Genomic DNA, 23,086 nt, shown 5'->3' with positions numbered 1-23,086 from the left:
TATACCCTATTTACTTAATTTACAGCGCTAAATTTAGAATCGCTGAAACGTCTAGGTGGCTTAAGTATATATGAGCTTTTCGAGGAGTTTACTCATAAGTATCAATAAGTAGTTTGCAAAAAAACGGTAGACGAAAAGCTACCGATATTAATTGTTAATTTACTAAACTTATAAGCTTTAACAAGAGCGAGGCACTATAAAAACTTGTTTGGAGCATTTTGTACTCCCACCTGACGCAGTTGAACATGTATAAGCATTGAGCCTTTCAGTGCAAACACTGCCCCCGCCTCCAATAGGACCACCGCCTCCAGTTGGTCCGCCGGTGCTAGGGTGGGGTGTACCGTTGTTTTTTATAAAATCTAAAAAACAATTAGAAACCGCTATTTTAGATAAATCAATCACAACATCTGGATCATCTGTGAATAAGCGTGATATTTCAATGCCATCAATTGCAGAAGAGCCTCTTTGTAACTCAAACCTAAGGTTAAGTTTTCGTTTGCCATCAACACGCATATCGCCGTTGTAATGTACTTTGAATACTAATAAATTATAATCAGGGTCTCCAAAACTGACGCTGGTGAATACATCATGGTTGATGTGGTGTAAGGATATATTTAAACCAAAATTGCCCTTTCCAAGTTGAATGCCACCACCAGAAAAGTCAGTATCTTCAAAGTAATCAAACCAGGTACTACTACCCAGTTCATTTTTTATATCTTTAGCTAATTTGTTATGAGTCTTACGTTGCCCTTTTGGCGTAAAGTAACTTGTGGGGTGTTCTGTGCATTGCGCACTAGATAAAGATGTTGAAAATGCCTTGGTAAAATGGCTGAAACTCGTATTATTTGACTGAAGAGTTAATGGGTTAAAATTGACTCTTGAAACAGCATCTTTAATATCTGTGTGAATTTGATAAAAGTCATTCACTGCTTGGCGTTCAATATTAGTGAAGCTAATTTGTTTTATCTCAACGTAACTCCCGCCATTGTCTGTTGCAATACTTTGAACGCTGAACTTAAATGCCTGCTTTGTCCTTGGATTTATAAAGGCGATCTTTTTTATTGCACTATTCGAACACTTTTGATCCCACGGCATAGGGAAGGTACCAGGCTCATTTGTGAAGATGCATGTAATGCCAGGTGCTTTATACTTAGCAACGCTATAAGCTGTATTCATATCATAATGAGTACCAGAATAAGTTTTTAGCAGTTTGGCTGATACAGAACTCGCACTTAATAAAAATGCAGCATAGAAGAGATATTTAATAAATTTCATATTCATCCTTGAATTTACTATTTATAGACAAAAATCAATCACAAACATAGCCAAAACAGGTACATTCGTCAATGTTAAATAGCGTATTAAGGTTAAGGCGTTCAGTTACTTTAAAGCAAAAAAAAGATCGCTGAACAGCTTAAGTATCAATAAAAAGAGGCAACAGTCAGTACCTCGTATTAGTGTTTATGTTTGTTCATTCGCGTGTGTCATTGATTTAATTTGGCTGCTATTTCCCTACCATGTTGGTGTGCTTACAGTTGTAAAACTATTTCGGTTATTTCGCTAAGGTAATTAATGCACGTGTGCCTTGGCTGAAAAGACTGGCTAATAGTTGTAATTCGCCCCCTTGGTTGCGTATTAATTCCCGGCTGATCACCAAACCAATGCCCGCGCCTTGTGCTTTGGTTGAGTAAAAGGGCACAAATAGGTTATCGGGGTTGGCAATACCAGTGCCGCTGTCAGTCAGTTCAATCACAACGCCATCATTTTGCTGTTGCCAGTTAAGAGTAGGGGGAGTGTTGCCGCCCGCTTCAAAGGCATTTTTTATCAGGTTGATCAGTGCTTGCTCAAGCTGGCCTAAATCGGCGGTAAAATTCACAGGCTGAGATGAGTGAATTACGAGATCTGGGAATATTGCCTGTAACCGTAAGTTCACTTGCTCGCTATTGATTTGCTGTTTATTCGGCGTGGGGAGTTTTGCAAACGCACTGTAGCTACTTACAAAATCAAGCAAATGTTGCGCACGTTTTTCAATCACTTGCAGCATATCCTGAGCAAGGTCTGGCCCCGATGTTATTTGCCCTTGCTGTTTCATGGTTTGCAGTGACTGACTCATGGAATAAATCGGCGTTAAGGAATTGCGCACTTCATGGTTGAGCACGCGAATTAAGCGCTGCCAAATGTCTTGTTCGTTTGCGCGCAACTGTTGTTCGATAGAAAATAGCGTAAGCAGCTCGTAGTTTCGCCCTGTGCGCCAAAATGTTTGTGCTGACACGATAAAGCGGCGCTTAAAACAAGATTCTTTTTCTATTTGCCAACTACCGTCGTTATAAATTAACCCTAAATCGGCGCTATTTAAACCCTCAACATTGGGCGCTGTTAAGGTGTTTAAAAATGCTTTATTGGTAAAGTAAACTTGCCCGTGAGGGTCCAAAATAACAATAGGCAAATCAAGCATGCTGGCAAACTCAAACACGAACTCTTCAGTTTGCATATAGTGGCGTTTACTTTGTGCTATTTTGTCACTGAGTTTGGTAAAGTCATTTTTAAGGTTGGCGACTCGCCCGCTTTGATACTGCGCTAAATGCCAACTATTGCTCTCGTTATTAGCCAGTGCATCAAGCTGTGTACCAAAGCGTTCGATAACATCAAGGGTCAATTTGTAGCTTTTGACTACTGCAAACAGGCTTACTGCGACGACGGGTAGCATTATAGTAAAACTTGCAAACCAATCGAGCCTCCACGTTATTACAAGCAAAATACACAGCGTTAATACAATAAACAAAATTAAAGCAGCATAACGCATTAAGCGCTGTTCGAGCGAGTGAGTGCGGGCCATTAAAAGTCTGCTTCTTTTAAATCAAGCTGGTGTTTATCGATTCGTCTGTAAATCGCTGATTTACTCAAGCCTAAAAACTCACCCGCGGCTACAACATTGCCATTAAATTGCGCCAGCGCTTTTTGAATCATCTGTTTTTCAAGTTCTTCCAGTGGCAGCAGTGGTAATGATTCATTTGTTGCGCTGTTGCTAGCTTCACTACTGGGTTGTTCAAGAATTAAATCACTGGCGTTAATATTATCGTTATCGCTCATGATCACGGCACGTTCAATACAATGGCTAAGCTCTCTGACATTGCCCGGCCACGTGTAGTTCGTGAGCGCCTTGGTCGCAGTGGCTGAAAGTGACATACCTCCACGCTGGTATTTTTTACTGTGCGTTGCAAGTAAGTGATGGGCTAATTCTATAATGTCTTCGGGACGCTCGCGTAGTGGCGGAATATGCAGTTCAATGGTATTGAGCCTGAACAATAAATCGCGGCGAAATTCACCCACTTCAATAGCTTTAGCGAGCTCTGCGTTAGTGGCAGCAATAATACGTACGTCCGCTGTTTGGGTTTGGCTTGAGCCTAATACTTCAAACTCTTGGCTTTCTAGTACGCGCAGCATTTTACTTTGTAGCTCAAGAGGGAGTGTGGCTATTTCATCTAAAAACAAGGTGCCGCCATTGGCTATTTCAAAACGACCGAGCCGATCTTCTTTGGCGTCGGTAAAGGCGCCTTTTTTGTGACCAAATAATTCGCTTTCAAATAAAGAGGGCGCAATAGCGCCAATATTTACGCTCACATAGCGTTGCTCGCAGCGCTTAGAGTGTTGGTGAATATAGTTTGCGAGTAGACTTTTACCGGTGCCATTTTCTCCGGTGATTAAAATACTGGCATCGGTTTTCGCGGCGCGTTTTGCGCGTGCCAGTAATTGTTGCATCACCGCTGAATTTGCAATGTAATCAGTGTTTTTTGGTAAGTTAAGTGCTTTTAAGCAGGCATTATCATGATTGCTTTTTTTCAGCGCTAGTTGCTGTTGTACAACGGCAGTTAAACGCAAGTTATTCCAAGGCTTTTCAACAAAATCAACGGCGCCTAATTGCATGGCTTTTACCGCGACATCCACACTCGCCCACGCGGTCATTACGATAACAGGAATGGTTGAACTAAGTGATTGCAGTTGCTTTAAAAATCGCAGCCCTTCATCCCCTGAGGTCGTATCGAGTTTAAAATTCATATCGAGCAAAATAAGGCTAATTGCATTACTGTTTATAATTTCGAGGGCTTGCTCAGGGCCTTGTGCTTCAATACATTGTAAGCCAAGTTGGTTTAGCGCCACGATGGCGGCCATGCGAACATCAGCTTGGTCGTCGATTACTAAAATTGGGTCCATTTTATATGTATGATCCTGTCGTGGTGGCCCTCTTTGGGCCACCCTTATCATTATTATTCGTTGCGAAGTGCGGCCATGGGTTTGGCTTTAATTAGTAGCAATAGTGGCCTAAAGCAGGCGAACATTGCAATAATCAAAGTGATAAACCACGTCATTAATTGCAAACGTACGTCTAAAATTAACCAAGATACAAGCTGTTCTTGCAAGATAAAGTAACCTGCTACTACGATAATAAGTGCTAGCGTAAAACCGATTAACACAGGAGTGATCGCCTCTTTACCCATGAGTTTAAATAAACGTGCCTTTTTAGCCCCCAGTGCCATACGAATACCAAACTCATAGCGGCGCAGACCTAGGTTGTAGCTAAGCACCCCAAATATCCCAATGGCCGCTAATAGCAAAGTGAATAGTGCCAAGGTACTGCACAGCGCAACAGTTAAACGGCTCATGTAGAGTAGGCCATCATACTCTTGCTGTAAGTCTTTAAATTGCCATAACGTTAAATGGCTATTAGCTTCTCTGAGTAGGTTTAATATTTTTTCACTATTGAGTGTGGCACCAGCGTCCATTTTAATCGTAAACATGTAGCTCCATGGTGTCGCTGGCCACCACATGTGCCGACCAAACGATTCATCATAGTACTTAGGGTGATTAAAATCTTCGGTTACCCCGACAATCTCAAACATTTTATCTTCTAAGCCTTGGTAACTTTTACCGATAATATTTGTGTAATCTTGATCGGGTAATAACCAATTCGCAACACTGATAGACACCAATAGCTCATTTGTTTCCCCGCGCATAGCTTGTTCACTGAAAGTGCGGCCAGCGAGTATCTTGGTGTTTACTAAATCAAAATACTCCGGCCCGACCCATTGGCTTGGGAAGAAGATAGAGCTTTTTCCTTCAACATCGGTCAGCGTATTGGCATTTTGTCTTGGCGTTACTGGGCTGTGGCCGATAGCCACATCTTTTATTCCCTCGCTATTTTTTAGAACTTGTTGATATTGCTTAAGTTGCTCATAGCGCTCAGGGAGTGTTGCATTATTATTGGCCTGAAAAAGTTGGGCAAAGTATAGGTTTTCTGTATCGCTACCGAGTGGGCGATTAATGGTTTCAAGAGACTTACTGACAATCATCACTGAAAAACTCACTAATAAAGCAGCAACAAACATTTGGCTACCGATCAGTATGCGCACGGTGCGACCTGAGACCTGTGATACACCGCCTTTGCCGCTACTTTGCATTTGGCCACTGAGGGTTTTGTAGTTAATTAAGCGGGCTGTAATGATTGAAAATACATAAGCCAAGGCAATACAGATAGCAATGGCAATGAGCACCAAGCTGGTGTCGATGGCTAAGCTATTTACCAGCGGTAAACGGCCTTCGGCTAATACTTTAAACAGCCTAATACCCCAAACAGATAAAAACAGCGCAATACTGACCGAAATACTCATCAAAATAAGAGATTGCAGCAATATACTGTTAAATAACGTTTTACGCTTTGCGCCCAGTACAGCTTGCAATACTAATGTTTTGTGTTGCGCCAAGGCACGAGAGAAAAATAAAGTGCTTACGTTAAGTACAGCAATAACAAATAAGCCTAAAGCACCGGCAAGCATCATTAAACTCAGTTGATCATTATTACCCAGTTCAACCTCGCGATACGGTGTAACAACAGGGTTTACATCAGTAATACCGCCATTATCAAGCCACTCAGATTTAATGGTATCAATTTGGGCTTTTAAATCGGTTTTGACTTGCTCGTTTGTGACCCCGGGCTTTAATACTGCTATTAGCTTGAGATTTCTAAAGGTGTTAGTCCACGGGCTTTGCCATTCATCATTGTGAAAAAAGCGACGGTCAGTGCTCATTGGTAGCCACACGTCAACCATGCCCGTTTTAATCATGTATGACGGACTAAATTCTTCCGATACGACAGCCTTTATGATGTAGCTTATACTGCCGAGTGTTTGTAGTGATGTGCCAATCACATCAGGGTCACTGTTTAAGTGTTCACGCCAAAAGCGTTCTGAAATAACTACGCTGTCATCAACCTGCTCTAGAGTGTCACCGCTACTGAAAGGCTGCCCGAGGATAAATTCTGTATTGAGTAGCTCAAAGTATTCGCCACTGACATATAAAATATCTTCTTTGGGCTCCCCTGCAATATTTTTAAAAATCATTTCACCGGCATTAATAAGAAATGCATTCTCAAAGGATTTATTGTTTTTAAACCAGTGCACCATGGATTGGTAACTTTGAAAGCCAACCGCATCATAATCATCATAAGTGAGGCTTTGCTCAACCACCACCATGCGGCTCTCATCAAAGACATCAAGTGGTTTTAAAAAGTAACTATTGACCAAGCTTAGTACGACAAATAATGCCGCTAAAGTAAGTGCGAGTGTTGAGACAACAGCAGTGACAAACCCTGGTGCATTCATCAGTGATGCCCATGCTAAGCGCAGTTGGCTTCGTGTTTTAGTTAAACGGCTCATATTAAACGACCTCGGCGTTGTCTGTTGCTAAGTTGGCTGTTGGTGCCGCTTGGTTTTCGCGCGCTTGCGAGTAAGAGACTATTTCGCCATCGAGTAGTTTTAGCTGAGTTTTTGCCCGCCCGGCATAACGTAAATCATGGGTTACCATACAAATGGTGGTGCCTTTTTGATTCAGTGAATCGAGTAGGTCCATCACTGCATCACCATTCTTAGAGTCAAGGTTACCGGTTGGTTCATCGACCAATAAAATGCTGGGTTTACCGGCAAGGGCGCGAGCAATGGCAATACGCTGTTGTTGACCACCAGAGAGCTGGTTGGGCTTATGTTGTGAGCGGTGGCCCATTTCAACTTCATCAAGCGCATGTTTTACTGCACTTTGAATATCAGCTTGGCTCATCGCAGGTTCGCGATAAGTCAGCGGCAGGGCGACGTTATCAAATACTGATAGCTCATCGATTAAGTTAAATGACTGAAAGATAAAACCAATATGTAGATTACGCAGCTCGGCTTGTTGGTCCATATCAAGGGTTTTGGTATCGACGTTTTTAATGGCATATTGGCCGTCTGTTGGGCTATCTAGTAAACCTAATAAAGACAGCAAGGTCGACTTTCCGCAGCCTGATGGGCCGCTAATACAAATATAATCACCTTCATGAATAGTCAGGTCGATATTTTTTAAGGCATAGGTTTCAACATTTTGGCTGCGATAAACCTTGGCGATGTTCTTTAATGAGATAAGCGTATTATTGTTCATAAACTTTCCTGTTCGATTTTTATAGTTGCCAAATGCTGCCATTTAGAAAGGTCTGAAATGATCAGCTGCTCGCCCACTGTCGCGCCGTCTAAAAGTTGAATTTTATTATCACTGAGTGTACCAAATTCAATATTTATTGGGGTGGCTAAATGAGTGGTTGGGTTAAGTTTAAAAAGCATCGCTTTTGAATGCGCTTGTGCTTTTTGCGGTAATTTAATGGTCAGTGCATTAGCAATAATGTCGCTTATAACATGGCCTTCAATGCTTAAATCGGGGCGAGCATTAGCGGGTAATTCACCAATAAGGTCGAGTTCAATCATGACGCGGCCATCACTAACGATGGGGTCAATTCGGGTCACTTTAGCTGCCACTGCACCTTGCTTTGAGTTACTAAAGGTATTGACGCGGGCATCCATATTGAGTGCGATTTTTTCAGCGTCACTTTGTTTAATACTGAGTTCTGCTTTGAGTGCGTTATCAGAGCCCACCACTGCTAAACGGGTTCCGGGTGTGAGGTTTTGACCCAGCTCTACATTGAGCTCTTGCAACATGCCATCTATGCCCGCAGTAATTTGTAGGTCATCAAAAGCTTGCTGTTGTACTTGGTAATTCAACTCAAATTGGCGTAATAGCTCTTGTTGTACCTTGCTGCGCTGTAGGTGCATTTGCGTCAGCTGTGTTAGGCGCTTTTTCTCAATCTCTACACGCTGCTTTAGCTGTTTTACGGTGAGTAAGCTGCGTTTATAATCAAGGCTTGAAACAATGCCTTGTTCGATTAATTGGCTCTCTGCTTCGCTTTTAAGCTGGGCGCTTTCAAGCTCACTTTGCAAAATAGTTAGGTTAGCTTCGCGCTCTAGTAGCTGACTTTTTTGATTGATTTGTTGTTCACTGGCGCTTGCCTTTTGCCTTGCAAGCTCCAGTCTTGCGACTGATAAACGCTGTGCTTGCAGCGGGTTAACAAGGCTTAAAATAACGGTGTCTTTGCTGACTTGGGTGCCTGGGTAAACGTGAATTGCTTCAACCATTGCGACATCAGTATTCGTTAAGTAGCGCTGATATTTTGATTTTAATCGACCAAAGCCTTTCACTTTTACAACAAAATCAGCTTGAGTAACGCTGGCAATTTGCAGTTGTTTGGCAGGTAATGATGTTGGGGCAAGCCACAACTTAATAAGCCAAATACCCAGTGTGATGCTAATGAGTAAAGCGCCAATAATGAGCTTTTTACGCTGATTTGGTTTTTTACTCGACTTTAAGGTGCTATCTAAATCCATGGGTTGTGTTTCATTATATTCTAATTAACAAACACAGTAGCGAGGAACGTGCCAAACTTTAACGTATTGAATTAAGGTGATTTTTGTATTTAAGTCGAAGCGGGTTTTCCCGTAAATGGGATTGCGAAAATGAAACTGGGATTGCTGTTTACTGGTTTTTTAGCCCTCTACTGTTTTACCTATTTGAGATAGCTGGTTAAATAAAATGCCTGCTTGGGTGCGGTTATATACGTTGAGTTTGCGCAAAATAGCGGATACATGTTGTTTGATAGTGGTTTCTTGAATCGACATTTCAAACGCGATTTGTTTATTCAGTAGGCCATCAGCAATCATGGCTAAAACACGGTATTGTTGCGGGGTGAGCTTTTCAAGGTTACGGGCAAAACTGCTTTGTTCGTCATTAACCACCACATCGGTTAAATCAATCTCTGGTGGTAACCAGGTATCACCATTAAGAACATGTTCGATTGCTTCACTGATTACATCTAATGATGATGATTTTGGAATATACCCGGCGGCACCTAAGCTCATGGCTTGTTTGATTATTGCGGGGGTTTCGTTAGCTGATACCATAATAACAACAATATCAGGGTGGCGATTTCGTAGTTGCGAAAGAGCTTGTAAGCCATTGGCACCGGGGATAGTTAAATCTAAAAAAATCAGTTCTGTTTCAGGATGGTTGGTGAGTAAGGAGAATAAGCCATCAATATCGCTGGTTTCTTTTATATGTTCTTCAGGCACACAGGTTGCAGCTGCTTGGCGCAATGCACTTCTAAATAATGGGTGATCATCGGCAATTATTGTATTCACAGCGAAAGACATTCCTAATACTCCAATGCAATAAGTTATAAGTGATTTTTTAGGTTGAAACAAGGTTTACCTGCTAGGGAAATATTAGGTAAACCTTTAAAACATCAACTTAGAAACGGTAGCCAACAGTGAGTGACACTGTACGAGGGTCGCCGTAGTAACCAATCAAGGTATTGTCTCCACCAAGGCCCGGTGTATATTTGCTCACATCAGCAGGGGCTGTAGGGTCGGGGGTGACAAATTGATAGCCGCCAATCATGTATTGCTCATCAGTGAGATTTTTACCATAAATGCCCGCAGTCCACTGGCCATCTGTGCTGTACCAAGTAATACCAACATTTAATAACCCGTAAGCGTCTTGTGTTAAGAGGCTATCTTCTTCGAATAACGCATAATCACCGCGATGGTAGTAATTACCGTTCATAACAAAGTCACCCATGTCAGTATACATACGGTAGGTTGCGCCTAAATTAAAGGTGAGATCGGGGGTATTCGAGACACTAAAACGGTCTGATTTATCGAATGTTTCACCGGTATCAGGGTTAGTATCAATCACGTTTTCAAAACTACTGTCGATATAACCGATTGATGCGTCGAACGTTAGGGCATCGCTTGCAACATAACTGAGCTCTAATTCAACCCCATCAGACTTAGATTCGCCAATATTACCTAAGCGTTGATTTAAATCAGCGGCGCTGTCGCCTGGTAGAATAGAGATATACTGGCGGTCTTTGTGATCAAGCGTAAACACAGTGACATTGGCGCGTAGATTATTATTCCATTCGCTCTTCATCCCAAGCTCTATTGAATCAACCACTTCTGGTCTTGCTGCAGGTTCTGCTGTGGTTGCGCGCGGGTTAAATGTACCTGACTTAAAGCCTTGTGCATAACTTGCAAAGAACATAATGTCTCTGCTGTATTGGTATTCGATACCCGCTCTAGGCGTAAAGCGAGACCAATCTTCACTGTCATCGAGTACTGTTGGGACTAAGTCGCCTTCTGGGCGAACATACCCTGGGATCCAACCTGATTCAGGGTAAACGGTATCAAAGATAAGGCCGTTATTAACCGTTGCTTCTTTGCTGTCTTGGGTATAGCGAGCGCCTAAAGTCATTGACCATTTATCGTCAAAGTCATAACTACCTTGGATGTAGGCTGCTTTGCTGGTGGAGTTGCTGCACCCGCTTACTTCACGAGTAAGACCCGGTGCGGCTAAGCTTTTTCCAAGCTCTTCTAAGATAGCTTCAAACTGACCACACGACTTACCATCATAGTAATACAACCCAGATACCATTTTGTAGTTATCACCTTGATGATTGAGTTGTAACTCATGAGTAGTTTGCTCGTCATCATAAATAGCGGGTACATCAAAAATACGGATAGAGGTATTATCAAAATCAATATTGGTTGGCGAGTAGCTTTCGCGGCTAGCACCAATGTACTTCAAGCTGGTGCTGTTACTCATATCCCAGCGTGCTGTTAGGCTATAGCCTTCAAGCTCTACTTTGTTCCATGTTGGCATGCTGGTGTAAGAGTCGTATACGCTATCTGGCACAGGTGCATCAGTGAGTAAGCTAGGTAATAAGCGGTAGCCGCCTTTGGCGTTAGATTTATCTTCAGTTTTATCCCACGCGAGTCTAAAGAATAAGTCGTCTGTGGGTGTGTACTCTAACGTTACGCGTGCGGCGGTAACGTCTTTGTTGTAGTTTTCACGGTCTTGATTATCAAGGTCAGAGGTTAAAAATGAACCAAAGCCATCGCGATTTAAAGTGGCAAAGCCAAAGCCAACATAGAGCTTTTCATCAACTAGTGGCAGTTGTCCGGTAATTTTTAAATCTTTTTGATTGTAGCTACCTACGGTGCCTTGCACATTGAGTGTCGCATCGCCGCTCATTTCCTTGGTCACATATTTAATTGCGCCACCAATGGTGTTTTTACCATATAGCGTGCCTTGTGGGCCGCGTAATACTTCAATTTGTTGTACATCGAGCAAATCCAGTACCGCACCTTGCGGGCGCGCTAAATAAACGTCATCAATGTAAATCCCAACGCCGGGTTCATAGCCCCACAGTGGGTCTTGTTGGCCTACACCGCGAATAAATGCAGTGATAGTTGAATTGGTACCGCGGCTTGCTTGTAGCGTGGTGTTAGGTGAAAACTGTTGCACTTCAGTCATCACGCTAATGCCGTTTTCGGCCAATTCTTGTGCGCCAATAGAGGTCACTGCTACAGGGACTTCTTGCAGGTTTTCTACGGTTTTTCGCGCGGTTACTTCAATGCGTTCTAATTCGCCCTTGGCTTGAGTGGTTTGCTCGGCGGCAATACTACTGGCACTTAATAATGCCAGTGAAACAGCGAGAGTAACCGGTGTGATTTTTTGATTGAGCTTAATCATGGTGTGTTCCTGTTTTTGTTGTCTTTGTTGATTGCTTAATTGCTCATGTCACCTGTATTTAATGTAGAAGATAGTTGCGAAAAAGGAATTAGTACCATAGTGCTATACGTTCTCAATACCTTGACATATCTAGCTTTTAAGCCAAATTTAAACGATGTAGTACCTTAGTGTTATGTCATTTTTACTGTTTTAACGTAAGACTAAATTCAATTACTGCGATGTCACCTCATCTGTGTAATAACAATAATTATAGGAATGTCTATGCTGAGCATGATAGGGCTGTTAGGCGGTTTAATACTGCTGATTATATTAACGTTGCGTGGCGTAAACTTGTTTATTGCCGCGCCAATCTGCGCGCTGCTAGTCGCATTAAGTAGTGGGATGGCGATATTTCCAGTTACGGCAGAGAGTAATTTTATTACTGCTTATATGGATGGGTTTGCTGGGTTTTTAAGCGCATGGTTTTTTATGTTCTTACTCGGGTCGTTATTCGGTAAGTTTATGGAAGACACCGGCGCGGCAGATAGCGTAGCAAGCTACATAGTGGGCAAGCTAGGCATGAAACATGCGGTACTCGCAGTGGTTATTGCCTGTGCTGTACTTACTTATGGCGGCGTTAGCGTGTTTATTGTGGCGTTTTCGGTTTATCCGATGGCGCTTAGTTTATTTAAAGACGCTGATTTACCCCGGCGCTTTATTCCTGCCACCTTGGCATTTGGCTCGGTGACATTCACCATGACCTCGGCGGGCTCACCTGAGATACAAAACTGGATACCTGTTAAGCACCTTGGTACATCACCTTATGCTGCATGGGAAGTAAGTTTAGTCGTGGCTATTTTTATGGCGATAGTAGGTTACGTTTGGCTTAACAAAATGATTAAAAAGGCGGTTTCAAACGGCGAGCGATTTGCTGCCCGTGATGATGACCCAGTGATCTTAGAGCGTGAACGACCGCACCCTATTACCGGGGTTATCCCGCTCATAGTGGTGTTGCTTTTATCATTTATGTTGCACGATATTTTACAGCAAACAGCCTTAATAGTGGCGCTACTGGGTGGCGTGTTAAGTATTGTGGCTATCAATTTTAAATACTTCCATAACATGGCTAATGCCATCAATGTTGGAACCACGGGTGCGTTGGTTGCCATTGGTAATACGGCCGCCGTGGTTGGTTTTGGTGCAGTGGCTAAAGTGTCGCCGGCATTTATTGCAGCGGTTGATTTAATGACCCAAATGCCCGGTAATGAATTAGTCGGCGCTGCGGTGGCGGTGAGCGTTATTGCTGGCTTAACTGGCTCAGCCTCGGGTGGTCAAGCTATTGCACTACCGCTGGTTGCTCCAGGCTATTTGGATATGGGGGTCAACCCTGAGCAATTACACCGTGTGGTGGCTATTAGCTCTGGCGCACTCGATAGCTTGCCCCACAATGGCTATGTAGTGACAACAATACGCGCAATTTGTAAAGAAACACATCAACGGGCTTACTGGCCGCTGGCTGCATTAACTGTGGTTATCCCGCTTATTGGTGTCGCATTAGCATTGGGTCTATTTATAACTTTTTAAGGAAGGGCAATGAAAACAATATTAATAATTATCGGATTGCTTCTGTTTTATACGAGTGCTGCGTTTAGTGCAGACAAAGCTGCACCCATGCTGGTGGAGAAACAACATTTTACCACCAAAGATTTCACTACTGTGTCGGGTAAAACTATCGCCAAAGTCGATATTGGTTGGGAAAGCTATGGCACGTTGAATAAAGCCAAAGATAATGTGATTTTAATTACTCATTACTTTTCTGGTACTTCTCATGCGGCGGGTAAATATAACGCTGATGACGCCCTGCCAGGGTATTGGGATGCGATTATTGGCCCAGGTAAAGCCATTGATACGAATAAATACTTTGTGATCAGTTCTGACACCTTAGTAAATGCCAATTGGCATGATCCTAATGTAATTACTACGGGGCCTGCCTCAATTAATCCTGCTACTAATAAACCCTACGGGCTCGACTTTCCTGTGGTGACAATTACTGACTTTGTAAATGTGCAAAAGCGGTTGCTCGATAGCTTAGGCATCAAAAAGCTACACGCAGTGATGGGAGCGTCAATGGGATCATTTCAAGCGCTTGAGTGGGCGGTGCGTTACCCCGATCAGGTTGAGCGACTTATTCATGTGATTGGTGCTGCAACTATGGATGCGTGGACGGTGGCGGCCCTCGAAAAATGGGCATTGCCAATTCGGTTAGATAAAAATTGGCAGCAGGGTAATTATTATGGCAAAGAGCGCCCGCTAGATGGTTTGGCGGCAACCATGCTGAACATTACCCAAGATGCTATGCATCCGATTATTTATAACGCCAGTTTCCCTAAATTTACCGTACTTGATCAAGGGGCATTAAATGATATTCGCACCTTGCCACAGCTTAGCCAAACATTAGCAACACGCGCTATGGCACGCGCAAAAACCCAAGATGCCAATCATGTGTTGTATTTAGTGCGTGCATCACAGCTTTTTACCGCGGGTATGCAAGGCGATTTAACGAGTGCACTGAAAAACGTGAAAGCAAAAACCTTATTGCTGCCTGCAACAAACGACTTATTACTGCGTCCTGAAAATATGCGAACGGTTTATAAAGCTATGAAAGCAGCAGGTAAAGAGGTTGAAATTTCAGAGATTGAAGGCGGCTGGGGGCATTTAGACGGCATTTTTTCTATCTCACCAAAGGCTCAGCTTATCAGTGACTTTTTAAAGGAGTAATCGCATGAGCAAAACAGTATTAATTACTGGGGCTGCAAGTGGCATCGGCTTTTATATTGCTGAGCAACTGGCCAAAGCGGGTAACCATATTATCGTCACTGATTTACATCAGCACAGCGCCGAACAAGCAGCTGCTAACATTGTTGATCAAGGTGGGAATGCGCAAGGCTTTGCACTGAATGTGGCTGATAGTGATGCAATAGAGGTATTTTTTAATGAATTTAAACAGCCGATTGATGTATTGATCAATAACGCGGGTATTCAGCATGTAGCTAAGCTTGAGGATTTTCCTGCTGATAAATGGCAGTTTTTACAGCAAGTGATGTTAGTTGGGCCAGCGATGATGACCAAAGCGGTGTTACCGCGTATGCGGGAGCAAGAGTTTGGCCGTATTATTAATATTGGCTCTATTCATGCGATGGTGGCGTCTAAATATAAGTCAGCTTATATTGCTGCCAAGCATGGCTTAATTGGCTTTGCCAAAACCATGGCGCTAGAAACAGGGGATGCCAACATTACCATTAATACGGTATGTCCTGCGTATGTAAAAACGCCGTTAGTTGAGCAGCAAATTGCATCACAAGCTAAAGAGCACGGTATTTCAGAGCAGCAAGTCATCGATACTATTATGCTTGCACCCATGCCTAAAAAAGCCTTTATTGGCTTGGATGAAATACATCATACAGTGGCATTTTTAATGGCAGATGCGGCACGTAATATTACTGCACAAGCAATCGCTATTGATGGCGGCTGGACAGCGCAATAGGAGGAAGTATGGCAGGTTTTGATAAAGTAGTAGCCAATTACGATGAGGCTATGGCAGGCCTTAAAGACGGTATGACGGTGATTGCTGGAGGGTTTGGTTTATGCGGTATTCCTGAAGGGCTTATTGCGCAAATTAAACGCCAAGGTACGCGAGATTTAACCGTCGTATCAAATAACTGTGGGGTTGATGGTTTTGGCCTTGGAGTGCTGCTTGAAGATAAACAAATTAGCAAAATGGTGGCCTCTTATGTGGGTGAAAACGCGTTATTCGAGCAGCAGTTACTCAGTGGCGAGCTTGAAGTAGCGCTAACCCCACAAGGCACATTAGCCGAAAAAATGCGTGCTGGTGGCGCGGGTATACCTGCATTTTACACCGCAACCGGAGTGGGTACTCCTGTGGCTGAGGGCAAAGAAACCCGAAACATCAATGGCCGTGATTATTTACTAGAGCCGAGTATTACCGGAGATTTTGCCATTGTAAAAGCGTGGAAGGCTGACCGCTACGGTAATTGCATTTACCGCCATACGGCGATGAACTTTAACCCCATGGCCGCTACAGCTGGGAAGATAACCGTACTGGAAGTTGAAGAAATTGTAGAGCCAGGCGAGCTTGAGCCCAGTCAAATTCATACCCCAGGTATCTATATCGATAGAGTAATAAAAGGCGAGTTTGAAAAGCGCATCGAAAAAATCACTACGCAAGCAGCAAAGCTTTAAGGAGTAAATAATGGCGTTAACACGAGAGCAAATAGCAAAGCGCGTAGCGATGGAGTTACAAGATGGCTACTACGTTAATTTAGGAATTGGAATACCTACGTTAGTGGCGAATTATGTGCCGGAGGGCATCGAGGTAATGTTGCAATCGGAAAACGGTTTGCTAGGTATGGGGCCGTATCCAAGTGAATCGCAAGTCGATGCTGATATGATCAACGCCGGAAAAGAAACCGTTACAGCGGCGAAAGGCGCTGCCATTTTTAACTCCGCAGAGAGTTTTGCCATGATCCGCGGAGGTCATGTTGATTTAACGGTGCTCGGTGCGTTTGAAGTGGATCAAAACGGCAATATCGCCAGTTGGATGATCCCTAATAAGTTAGTTAAAGGCATGGGCGGGGCAATGGACTTAGTGGCAGGGGCAAAAAACATTATTTGCACCATGACCCATGCAAACAAACACGGTGAGTCAAAGCTTTTAACTGAATGTAGTCTGCCGTTAACAGGCGTGGGCTGTATTAATAAAGTGATTACCGATTTAGCCTTGATAGAAATTAAAGACGGCGCTTTTCACTTATTAGAGCGCGCACCCGGTGTATCGGTAGAAGAAATTAAAGCTAAAACCGCAGGTAAGCTTGTTATTAGCGAGAGTGTAAAAATCATGAGTGTAGATTAATAATATATAGCATGAAGACACTTACCTAAACTACCCTCCATGAAAAAATACTGTTGCATGTTTTATATGTATAAAACATGCTCATCTATTGCTTTTAACGCCACTTGTATAACCAAATAATAAATCAATCACTTACCACTAAACATTGCGCATTAATTTATTGTGCTCATAAAGTTCATGCACTTTATGGTTTTAATCATTTTTAGATCGATCAATGCAGCTTAACTTCTAAACATTTCGTTAATTTCACGTTAACACTATGCTCCGATTTAGATCGTAGTAGGTAGCTCCCTGATCTTTGACAACAAACGATTATAAAAATGAGTGTGGAGAACACAATGAAAGCAAGTAACACACAATTAGCCCTTGCTGTTGTAGCGGCATTAACAAGCTCTACAGCACTGGCAGATAACGATACTGAAGAATTACAGCAACAACTAAATGAATTGCAAAAGGAAGTTGACTCATTAAAAGGTAATAAAGCCTTTGACCTCGAGTTTGGTGGTCGCGTTCAGCTCGATTACAACTATTTTAACGGTGCATATAACGCCAATAACGATGGTGATGCAGGCAGTGACTTTTTCCCTCGTCGTATTCGTACTTACGTAGAAAGTGAACATGGCAACTGGGATCACAAGTTACTTCTTGAGTTTGGCGAAGGGACTGCAGAAATTGTATTGGCTCGTGTTCGTTATGCATTTGAGAATGGTTTAAAAATTAAAGCCGGTAAAATTCGCGAAGATATGTCACTTAATGCTTTAACCAGCTCTAAACATATAAATACGATTGAACGTAGTACTTTAGCAAATACTTTCTCACCGTTTTTCCGCTGGGGTGCATCTGCATACCAGTACTTTAAAGATAGCGGACTGCGTTATGCAGTTGGTGTTTATAAAAATGATGCGTTTGGAGCATCAGGTAAAGATGAAGATGACCAATTAACACTGGCATTTACAGGCCGTGCAACATGGTCAAGTGCTGCTCCTGGAGATGTTATTCATTTAGGTGCATGGCACTCATATCGTGATATGGGTGGTAATGATTTAGGCGCTCGCTTTGCTCGTGGTGAAATCCGTGAAACCAATGTTCGCTTGCTCGATTATGCTGTAGGTGGCAATACGGTTGCTCTTGATAGCATGTCGCAAAGCGGTCTTGAGTTTGCATATCAAGCTGACTCTTTCACCCTTGAAGCTGAATATGCAAGCCGTTATTTAGATGCGTTGGATGGCGCTAATCCTCTAGATGGCGAACGCTTTGATGGATTTCATGTTTCTGCAAGCTATTTCCTAGGTGGCGAGCAACGCCAATATAAGGCGGGTTCTGCATTATTTGTACAGCCAAAAGGCGTTAAAGATACTTGGGAGCTGGTAGGGCGTGTTTCACAGATGGATGCGACAAGCAGCACACAAGGTACTGAAGTTACTACTTACACTGTGGGTACTTCATATTACCTCAGCAGCAATATTAAGTTTATGGGTAACCTTGTTTACAGCGATGTAGAAGGCCCAGGCACAACTACTCTAGTGGGCGACGAAGACTCTGGTATGGGCTTTAGTGCACGTATGCAGTATTTATTTTAGGAGTAGAAAATAATGAAATTATTTAAGTCATTTAAAAGCACAGTGCTTGCGTCTGCACTGATACTGACCAGTCCTTTAGCGCTAGCCGATTTACACTTTTTAGTACCTGGTGGTCCAGGTGGTGGTTGGGATACAACTGCCCGTGGTGTCGGTGAAGCAATGGTAAAAGCGGGCATTGAAGATAATGCATCTTTTCAAAACATGTCAGGTGGTGGCGGTGGTCGTGCAATCGCCTATTTGATTGAATCAGGCACTAAAAAAGGCGATATCCTAATGGTTAACTCAACACCTATTGTGTTGCGTGCGCTATCAGGAAAAATCCCTTACAGCTACAGAGACTTAACTCCTGTGGCGAGTATGATTGCTGATTATGGGGCTTTTGTTGTTCGTAACGATTCACCATTTAAAACATGGAAAGATGTAGTTAAAGCATTAAAGGAAGATCCAGGTTCAGTAAAAGTTGCGGGTGGTTCAGCACGCGGCAGTATGGACCATTTAGTTGCAGCGCAAGCAGCTAAAGCGGCAGGCGTTGACGGTCGTCGCTTACGTTACATTCCTTACGACGCAGGTGGTAAAGCCAAAGCAGGTTTGCTATCAGGCGAAGTTAACTTACTTTCAACGGGTTTAAGTGAAGCGTTGGAAGTGGCTAATGGTGGTCAAGCGCGTATTTTAGCGGTCACCTCTGGTGAAGCGTTACCAGATTACCCTGAAATTCCAACGCTTAAATCATTAGGTTACGACATGGAATTTGTTAACTGGCGCGGATTTTTTGCTACGCCTGACTTACCAGCTGAAAAGCTTGCAGAATACACCGAGAAATTACGCAAACTGCAACAAACCCCTGAATGGGAAGAGGTGCGAGCGCGTAATGGTTGGTTAAACCTATTTCAAGAAAAAGATAAATTTATAAAGTCACTTGAGCAGCAAGAAGCGCAGCTTAAAGTTGTTATGGAAGAACTCGGCTTTATTCGTACGTTACGTTAATCGAGGCTCTGATGTTGAATCGCGAATTACTAGGGCCAGGTTTATTCCTGGCGCTATTTACCCTATACGCTGTGGTTGCATGGCAAATTCCGCTACTGCCGTTTGAGGAGTATGAAACAGTGACCTCAGCTACTTTACCTAAGGTCTATGCCGGTTTTGGCATTGTGGTCTGTTTATTATCAATTGGCGCTACTTTATTGAAGCAAGCAGAAGCTGTTGATGAAGCGCATCAATCACTTGAAAAAGCGGATGTACTTCGCACTTTAGGGTTAATTGTATTAATGACCTTATACAGTGCCATGCTTGAACCTGCGGGCTTTTTGCTATCAACCAGTTTGTTTTTAATCGCTGGCTTCTTTGTGATGGGTGAGAGGCGCAAAAAGGTATTGTTATTTGCGTCTATTCCTGTGGCTGTAGTGTTTTGGTTTTTAATGACTCAAGTGCTCGGTATTTATTTGGTTCCTGGCAACCTGTGGAGTTAAGTTATGTTTGATGGAATTATGCTGGGCTTGTCGACCGTGCTCGACTGGAACAACTTGTTGTACGTTATTGTTGGTTGTTTTGTTGGTACGTTTATCGGCATGCTACCTGGCCTTGGCCCAATTACGGCAATCGCGTTAATGATCCCAATTACCTACAGCATTGGTGCTGATTCAGGCATGATTTTAATGGCTGGGGTGTACTATGGGGCTATTTTTGGCGGTTCAACATCGTCTATTTTAATTAATGCACCTGGGGTGGCAGGCACGGTTGCCTCTTCCTTTGATGGTTATCCGCTGGCAAAGAAAGGCCATGCTGGTAAAGCATTGGCAATTGCGGCTTACTCCTCCTTTATAGGCGGCACAATCGGCGCTATTTTACTGATGGTGGCAGCGCCGCTGTTGGCAAAAGTGTCACTAAGTTTTCAGTCTCCTGACTATGTTGTATTAATGTTTTTAGGTTTGACTGCGATAGCGGCATTTTCTAATAAAGGGCAATTTTTAAAAGCCATGATGATGACCGTATTTGGCTTAATGCTGGCAACGGTGGGTATTGACCCTTCATCTGGCACGGAGCGCTTTACCTTTGGTCAAGCTGACCTACTTGATGGTATTAGTTTTTTACTTGTGGCAATGGCAACATTTGCATTAGCGGAAGCGTTAATCAATGTGGTTCGTCCTGAGAAAAAAGAAACGAAAAGTATTAATGACTCAGACACCCCGCAAATAGGCTCAACCAAACTGAGTAAAGCAGAAATTAAAGAAATGGCACCTTCGGTAGGGCGCTCGTCGATCCTTGGTTTTATTGTTGGTGTACTACCTGGGGCTGGGGCGACAATCGCCAGCTTTATGGCGTATGCAACTGAACGTAATTTAGCGCCTAAAGCGCTAAAAGATAAGTTTGGTAAAGGCTCATTACGTGGCTTAGCCGCACCCGAATCGGCAAATAACGCAGCCTGTACAGGTTCGTTTGTGCCATTATTAACATTAGGTATTCCAGGTTCTGGCACTACCGCTATCATGTTAGGTGCATTGATTGCTTACGGTATTCAACCTGGCCCAATGTTGATGGAAGAAAATCCGAGCGTGTTTTGGTCAGTTATTGTTAGTATGTACTTTGGTAATATTATACTGCTAGTTTTAAATTTACCGCTCATTCCATACTTTGCAAAAGTATTAGCGATGCCAAAATCAGTACTAACAATCATGATTTTATTCTTTAGTTTGATTGGGGTCTATTTGGTCTCTTTTAATACCTTTGATTTATTCATGATGGTTGGTTTTGCATTAGTGGCGCTAGTGTTACGTATATTAGCTTTCCCAATGGCGCCATTACTACTAGGCTTTATTTTAGGTGACATGATTGAGCGTAACTTCCGTCGTTCGATGATGCTTTCTGATGGCTCACTCAGTTTTTTATGGGAGCGTCCATTAACGCTCAGTATTTTCTTGATTTCACTGTTAGTGTTGTTGTTCCCATTAAAAGACTATATTGTTGAACGCCGCAGAACTAAAGCCGCCAAGCTCAATGAACAACAAGAGCAAGCATAATGTGAAGTAAATTATGAAGCACACAAAAAAATCACACTCATTACATAGTTTGGTGAAAAAGCCCAAGCGTTTAGAAACTAGATTAATTATTTGGGTAACGGGACTTTGTGTGCTTCAAGCATTACTGTTTGGTGGCTTGGTTTATCAAATTACAGCGCAAAGCTTACATAATCATGTTGGAGATAAAGCGTTGGCAGTCGCCACAAGTATCGCTTCAAGTGAAGATGTTGTTCAGGCTTTACAAGATCCCAGTAACTTAGTGGCAATTAATCAAGAAATAGAAAACTTGCGTCAGCTTACTGGCGCAGATTTTATCGTTATCGGTGATGCAAATGCACATCGTATTGTCCACCCAGATTTAAATAAGCTAGGAAAGCGAATGGTGGGTGGTGATAGCCAAGCAGCCCTTCGTGGCGAGCGTTACATTTCTGTAGCTAAGGGAAGTTTGGGTGAGTCTATTCGCGGTAAAGTACCTGTATATGATCAACAAAAGAAGATCATTGGCTTAGTCTCGGTTGGCTTTTTAGTGCAGTCAGTAGAGCCTTTAATCCGCGATCGCATTGTTGAAATAGTGGTTTGGGGTTTATTATTAGTTGTATTTAGCATCTTAGCTGCGGTGTTTATTGGTCAACGTGTTCGTAATGCAATTTTTGGCTTACAACCTGATGAAATAGCTCGGCTATTTTCAGAGCAAGACGCTATTTTAAATACCATGCGCAGCGGCGTTATAGCCCTAGACCCCGATGGGCATGTACGCAAGCTCACTCATCGTGCCTGTGAAATTTTAGATAAGCCCACAGCCTGTATTGCTCAAGATTTAACGCTCAGTGATTTATTGCCGGAACATGCAGGATTTTTATTGCGCAATCAAAGCCGAAAAATGATTGGCTTTGAATTGTTTGCAGCAGATAAACGCCTTGTTTTATCGCGTTTTTCACTACAAGTGCAGGGCCAGGCAGATGGTATTTTATTGACTTTACGCCCTGCTGATGAACTTGAATATATGAGTCAACAGTTAGCAAAAGTACAAGCATTTGCAGAGCTTTTGCGTGTACAAACCCATGACTACTCAAACAAGTTAAACCTGATTGGTGCTTTAATTCAAATGGGGGATAACGATAAAGCGATTGAGTTAATTGGCCAAGAAAGCCAAGGCTCGCAAGCACAAATTCATCACTTGTTGGGGCGCATTCAAGATCCAGTTTTAGCTGGGTTGTTGGTGGGTAAATACCATAAAGCCCGAGAGCTTAATGTAGTGCTTGAGCTCAATCCAGATAGCTTGCTTGATGCAATTACCCGAAAAGATATGATTGAACGGGTAGTGTCAATTTTAGGTAATCTAATTGATAATGCCATCGATGCAGCAATTCGTGCATCAGAGCGGCGCAAACCTCATGTACGAGTAACTGTTGATGAGACTAGTAAAACATTGTTGTTTGATGTTGAAGACAGTGGTTTTGGCCTGGGAAATGATCATGAAGTGATTTTTACTCCACAATACAGTTCAAAGTCAGGAGCTGAACATGGCATCGGTTTGTACTTAGTTAAAACTAACTTAGATTCATGTGGCGGTAGCTTGGAAATTGGTGAGTCAGATCTAAAAGGCGCTCGACTAAGTGTTTATATTCCCAAATAAAACA

At 42.8% G+C, this 23,086-nt stretch carries 18 protein-coding genes; 10 read left to right on the top strand and 8 right to left on the bottom strand.

Features of this window, described 5'->3' with window-relative positions; translation table 11 throughout:
• Nucleotides 1-177 precede the first annotated feature (177 nt).
• From ACHUE3_RS15560 to ACHUE3_RS15525, 8 genes are all read right to left on the bottom strand, one after another.
• Entirely contained in the window at nucleotides 178-1,275 is a 1,098-nt protein-coding gene (locus ACHUE3_RS15560; RefSeq protein WP_394193276.1) for a hypothetical protein, read from the bottom strand.
• Nucleotides 1,276-1,552: 277 nt separating this feature from the next.
• Nucleotides 1,553-2,836 carry a sensor histidine kinase gene (locus tag ACHUE3_RS15555; RefSeq protein ID WP_394193275.1) on the bottom strand — a complete coding sequence of 428 codons (1,284 nt, stop codon included), beginning with the start codon at nucleotides 2,834-2,836 and terminating at the stop codon, nucleotides 1,553-1,555.
• Nucleotides 2,836-4,212 carry a sigma-54-dependent transcriptional regulator gene (locus ACHUE3_RS15550; RefSeq protein WP_394193274.1) on the bottom strand — a complete coding sequence of 459 codons (1,377 nt, stop codon included), beginning with the start codon at nucleotides 4,210-4,212 and terminating at the stop codon, nucleotides 2,836-2,838. The genes ACHUE3_RS15555 and ACHUE3_RS15550 overlap by 1 nt, the downstream gene beginning before the upstream one ends.
• Nucleotides 4,213-4,265: 53 nt before the next feature.
• Nucleotides 4,266-6,710, bottom strand: a complete 2,445-nt coding sequence (locus ACHUE3_RS15545; protein ID WP_394193273.1) for an ABC transporter permease — start codon at nucleotides 6,708-6,710, stop codon at nucleotides 4,266-4,268.
• A gap of 1 nt (nucleotide 6,711) precedes the next feature.
• The gene (locus ACHUE3_RS15540; RefSeq protein ID WP_394193272.1) at nucleotides 6,712-7,464 is read right to left on the bottom strand and encodes an ABC transporter ATP-binding protein; all 753 of its coding nucleotides are present in this window, start codon (nucleotides 7,462-7,464) and stop codon (nucleotides 6,712-6,714) included.
• Entirely contained in the window at nucleotides 7,461-8,738 is a 1,278-nt protein-coding gene (locus tag ACHUE3_RS15535) for an HlyD family secretion protein (protein ID WP_394193271.1), read from the bottom strand. Before ACHUE3_RS15535 ends, ACHUE3_RS15540 begins: the two co-directional genes overlap by 4 nt.
• 159 nt (nucleotides 8,739-8,897) lie before the next feature.
• Nucleotides 8,898-9,560 carry a response regulator gene (locus tag ACHUE3_RS15530; RefSeq protein WP_394193270.1) on the bottom strand — a complete coding sequence of 221 codons (663 nt, stop codon included), beginning with the start codon at nucleotides 9,558-9,560 and terminating at the stop codon, nucleotides 8,898-8,900.
• A gap of 97 nt (nucleotides 9,561-9,657) precedes the next feature.
• The gene (locus ACHUE3_RS15525; protein ID WP_394193269.1) at nucleotides 9,658-11,943 is read right to left on the bottom strand and encodes a TonB-dependent receptor; all 2,286 of its coding nucleotides are present in this window, start codon (nucleotides 11,941-11,943) and stop codon (nucleotides 9,658-9,660) included.
• Nucleotides 11,944-12,204: 261 nt separating this feature from the next.
• Here ACHUE3_RS15525 and ACHUE3_RS15520 point away from each other — a divergent pair, with 261 nt between their 5' ends.
• The 10 genes from ACHUE3_RS15520 (at nucleotide 12,205) to ACHUE3_RS15475 (ending at nucleotide 23,082) form a co-directional block, all read left to right on the top strand.
• Nucleotides 12,205-13,506, top strand: coding sequence for a GntP family permease (locus ACHUE3_RS15520; RefSeq protein ID WP_394193268.1), 1,302 nt, complete (start codon nucleotides 12,205-12,207; stop codon nucleotides 13,504-13,506).
• A gap of 9 nt (nucleotides 13,507-13,515) precedes the next feature.
• Nucleotides 13,516-14,700 carry an E22 family MetX-like putative esterase gene (locus ACHUE3_RS15515; protein ID WP_394193267.1) on the top strand — a complete coding sequence of 395 codons (1,185 nt, stop codon included), beginning with the start codon at nucleotides 13,516-13,518 and terminating at the stop codon, nucleotides 14,698-14,700.
• 4 nt (nucleotides 14,701-14,704) lie between these two features.
• Nucleotides 14,705-15,466 carry a 3-hydroxybutyrate dehydrogenase gene (locus ACHUE3_RS15510; RefSeq protein WP_394193266.1) on the top strand — a complete coding sequence of 254 codons (762 nt, stop codon included), beginning with the start codon at nucleotides 14,705-14,707 and terminating at the stop codon, nucleotides 15,464-15,466.
• An 8-nt stretch (nucleotides 15,467-15,474) separates the two neighbouring features.
• Nucleotides 15,475-16,182, top strand: coding sequence for a CoA transferase subunit A (locus tag ACHUE3_RS15505; RefSeq protein ID WP_394193265.1), 708 nt, complete (start codon nucleotides 15,475-15,477; stop codon nucleotides 16,180-16,182).
• Nucleotides 16,183-16,192: 10 nt separating this feature from the next.
• Nucleotides 16,193-16,852 (top strand): CoA transferase subunit B, encoded by a 660-nt coding sequence (locus tag ACHUE3_RS15500; protein WP_394193264.1) that lies wholly within the window; start codon nucleotides 16,193-16,195, stop codon nucleotides 16,850-16,852.
• Nucleotides 16,853-17,190: 338 nt separating this feature from the next.
• Complete coding sequence (locus ACHUE3_RS15495) at nucleotides 17,191-18,432, top strand: OprO/OprP family phosphate-selective porin (protein WP_394193263.1); 1,242 nt, start codon at nucleotides 17,191-17,193, stop codon at nucleotides 18,430-18,432.
• A gap of 12 nt (nucleotides 18,433-18,444) precedes the next feature.
• Nucleotides 18,445-19,416 carry a Bug family tripartite tricarboxylate transporter substrate binding protein gene (locus tag ACHUE3_RS15490; protein ID WP_394193262.1) on the top strand — a complete coding sequence of 324 codons (972 nt, stop codon included), beginning with the start codon at nucleotides 18,445-18,447 and terminating at the stop codon, nucleotides 19,414-19,416.
• 11 nt (nucleotides 19,417-19,427) lie between these two features.
• Entirely contained in the window at nucleotides 19,428-19,898 is a 471-nt protein-coding gene (locus tag ACHUE3_RS15485; RefSeq protein WP_394193261.1) for a tripartite tricarboxylate transporter TctB family protein, read from the top strand.
• A 3-nt stretch (nucleotides 19,899-19,901) separates the two neighbouring features.
• A complete protein-coding gene (locus tag ACHUE3_RS15480) occupies nucleotides 19,902-21,446 on the top strand; it encodes a tripartite tricarboxylate transporter permease (RefSeq protein WP_394193260.1) in 1,545 nt (514 codons plus the stop codon).
• A gap of 13 nt (nucleotides 21,447-21,459) precedes the next feature.
• On the top strand, nucleotides 21,460-23,082 hold the full coding sequence (locus tag ACHUE3_RS15475) for an ATP-binding protein (RefSeq protein ID WP_394193259.1): 1,623 nt from the start codon (nucleotides 21,460-21,462) through the stop codon (nucleotides 23,080-23,082).
• Nucleotides 23,083-23,086 lie beyond the last annotated feature (4 nt).

It is taken from the genome of Pseudoalteromonas atlantica, from assembly GCF_043641955.1.
Taxonomy (GTDB): Bacteria; Pseudomonadota; Gammaproteobacteria; order Enterobacterales; family Alteromonadaceae; genus Pseudoalteromonas; species Pseudoalteromonas atlantica_A.
Note: the sequence above shows the minus strand (reverse complement) of the source record. Positions and strands in the feature narration are given on the sequence as shown.

Coding starts and splice junctions, on each gene's coding strand:
- ACHUE3_RS15560 (WP_394193276.1), bottom strand. CDS start 1,275: ATGAAATTTATTAAATATCTCTTCTATGCTGCATTTTTATTAAGTGCG.
- ACHUE3_RS15555 (WP_394193275.1), bottom strand. CDS start 2,836: ATGGCCCGCACTCACTCGCTCGAACAGCGCTTAATGCGTTATGCTGCT.
- ACHUE3_RS15550 (WP_394193274.1), bottom strand. CDS start 4,212: ATGGACCCAATTTTAGTAATCGACGACCAAGCTGATGTTCGCATGGCC.
- ACHUE3_RS15545 (WP_394193273.1), bottom strand. CDS start 6,710: ATGAGCCGTTTAACTAAAACACGAAGCCAACTGCGCTTAGCATGGGCA.
- ACHUE3_RS15540 (WP_394193272.1), bottom strand. CDS start 7,464: ATGAACAATAATACGCTTATCTCATTAAAGAACATCGCCAAGGTTTAT.
- ACHUE3_RS15535 (WP_394193271.1), bottom strand. CDS start 8,738: ATGGATTTAGATAGCACCTTAAAGTCGAGTAAAAAACCAAATCAGCGT.
- ACHUE3_RS15530 (WP_394193270.1), bottom strand. CDS start 9,560: ATGTCTTTCGCTGTGAATACAATAATTGCCGATGATCACCCATTATTT.
- ACHUE3_RS15525 (WP_394193269.1), bottom strand. CDS start 11,943: ATGATTAAGCTCAATCAAAAAATCACACCGGTTACTCTCGCTGTTTCA.
- ACHUE3_RS15520 (WP_394193268.1), top strand. CDS start 12,205: ATGCTGAGCATGATAGGGCTGTTAGGCGGTTTAATACTGCTGATTATA.
- ACHUE3_RS15515 (WP_394193267.1), top strand. CDS start 13,516: ATGAAAACAATATTAATAATTATCGGATTGCTTCTGTTTTATACGAGT.
- ACHUE3_RS15510 (WP_394193266.1), top strand. CDS start 14,705: ATGAGCAAAACAGTATTAATTACTGGGGCTGCAAGTGGCATCGGCTTT.
- ACHUE3_RS15505 (WP_394193265.1), top strand. CDS start 15,475: ATGGCAGGTTTTGATAAAGTAGTAGCCAATTACGATGAGGCTATGGCA.
- ACHUE3_RS15500 (WP_394193264.1), top strand. CDS start 16,193: ATGGCGTTAACACGAGAGCAAATAGCAAAGCGCGTAGCGATGGAGTTA.
- ACHUE3_RS15495 (WP_394193263.1), top strand. CDS start 17,191: ATGAAAGCAAGTAACACACAATTAGCCCTTGCTGTTGTAGCGGCATTA.
- ACHUE3_RS15490 (WP_394193262.1), top strand. CDS start 18,445: ATGAAATTATTTAAGTCATTTAAAAGCACAGTGCTTGCGTCTGCACTG.
- ACHUE3_RS15485 (WP_394193261.1), top strand. CDS start 19,428: ATGTTGAATCGCGAATTACTAGGGCCAGGTTTATTCCTGGCGCTATTT.
- ACHUE3_RS15480 (WP_394193260.1), top strand. CDS start 19,902: ATGTTTGATGGAATTATGCTGGGCTTGTCGACCGTGCTCGACTGGAAC.
- ACHUE3_RS15475 (WP_394193259.1), top strand. CDS start 21,460: ATGAAGCACACAAAAAAATCACACTCATTACATAGTTTGGTGAAAAAG.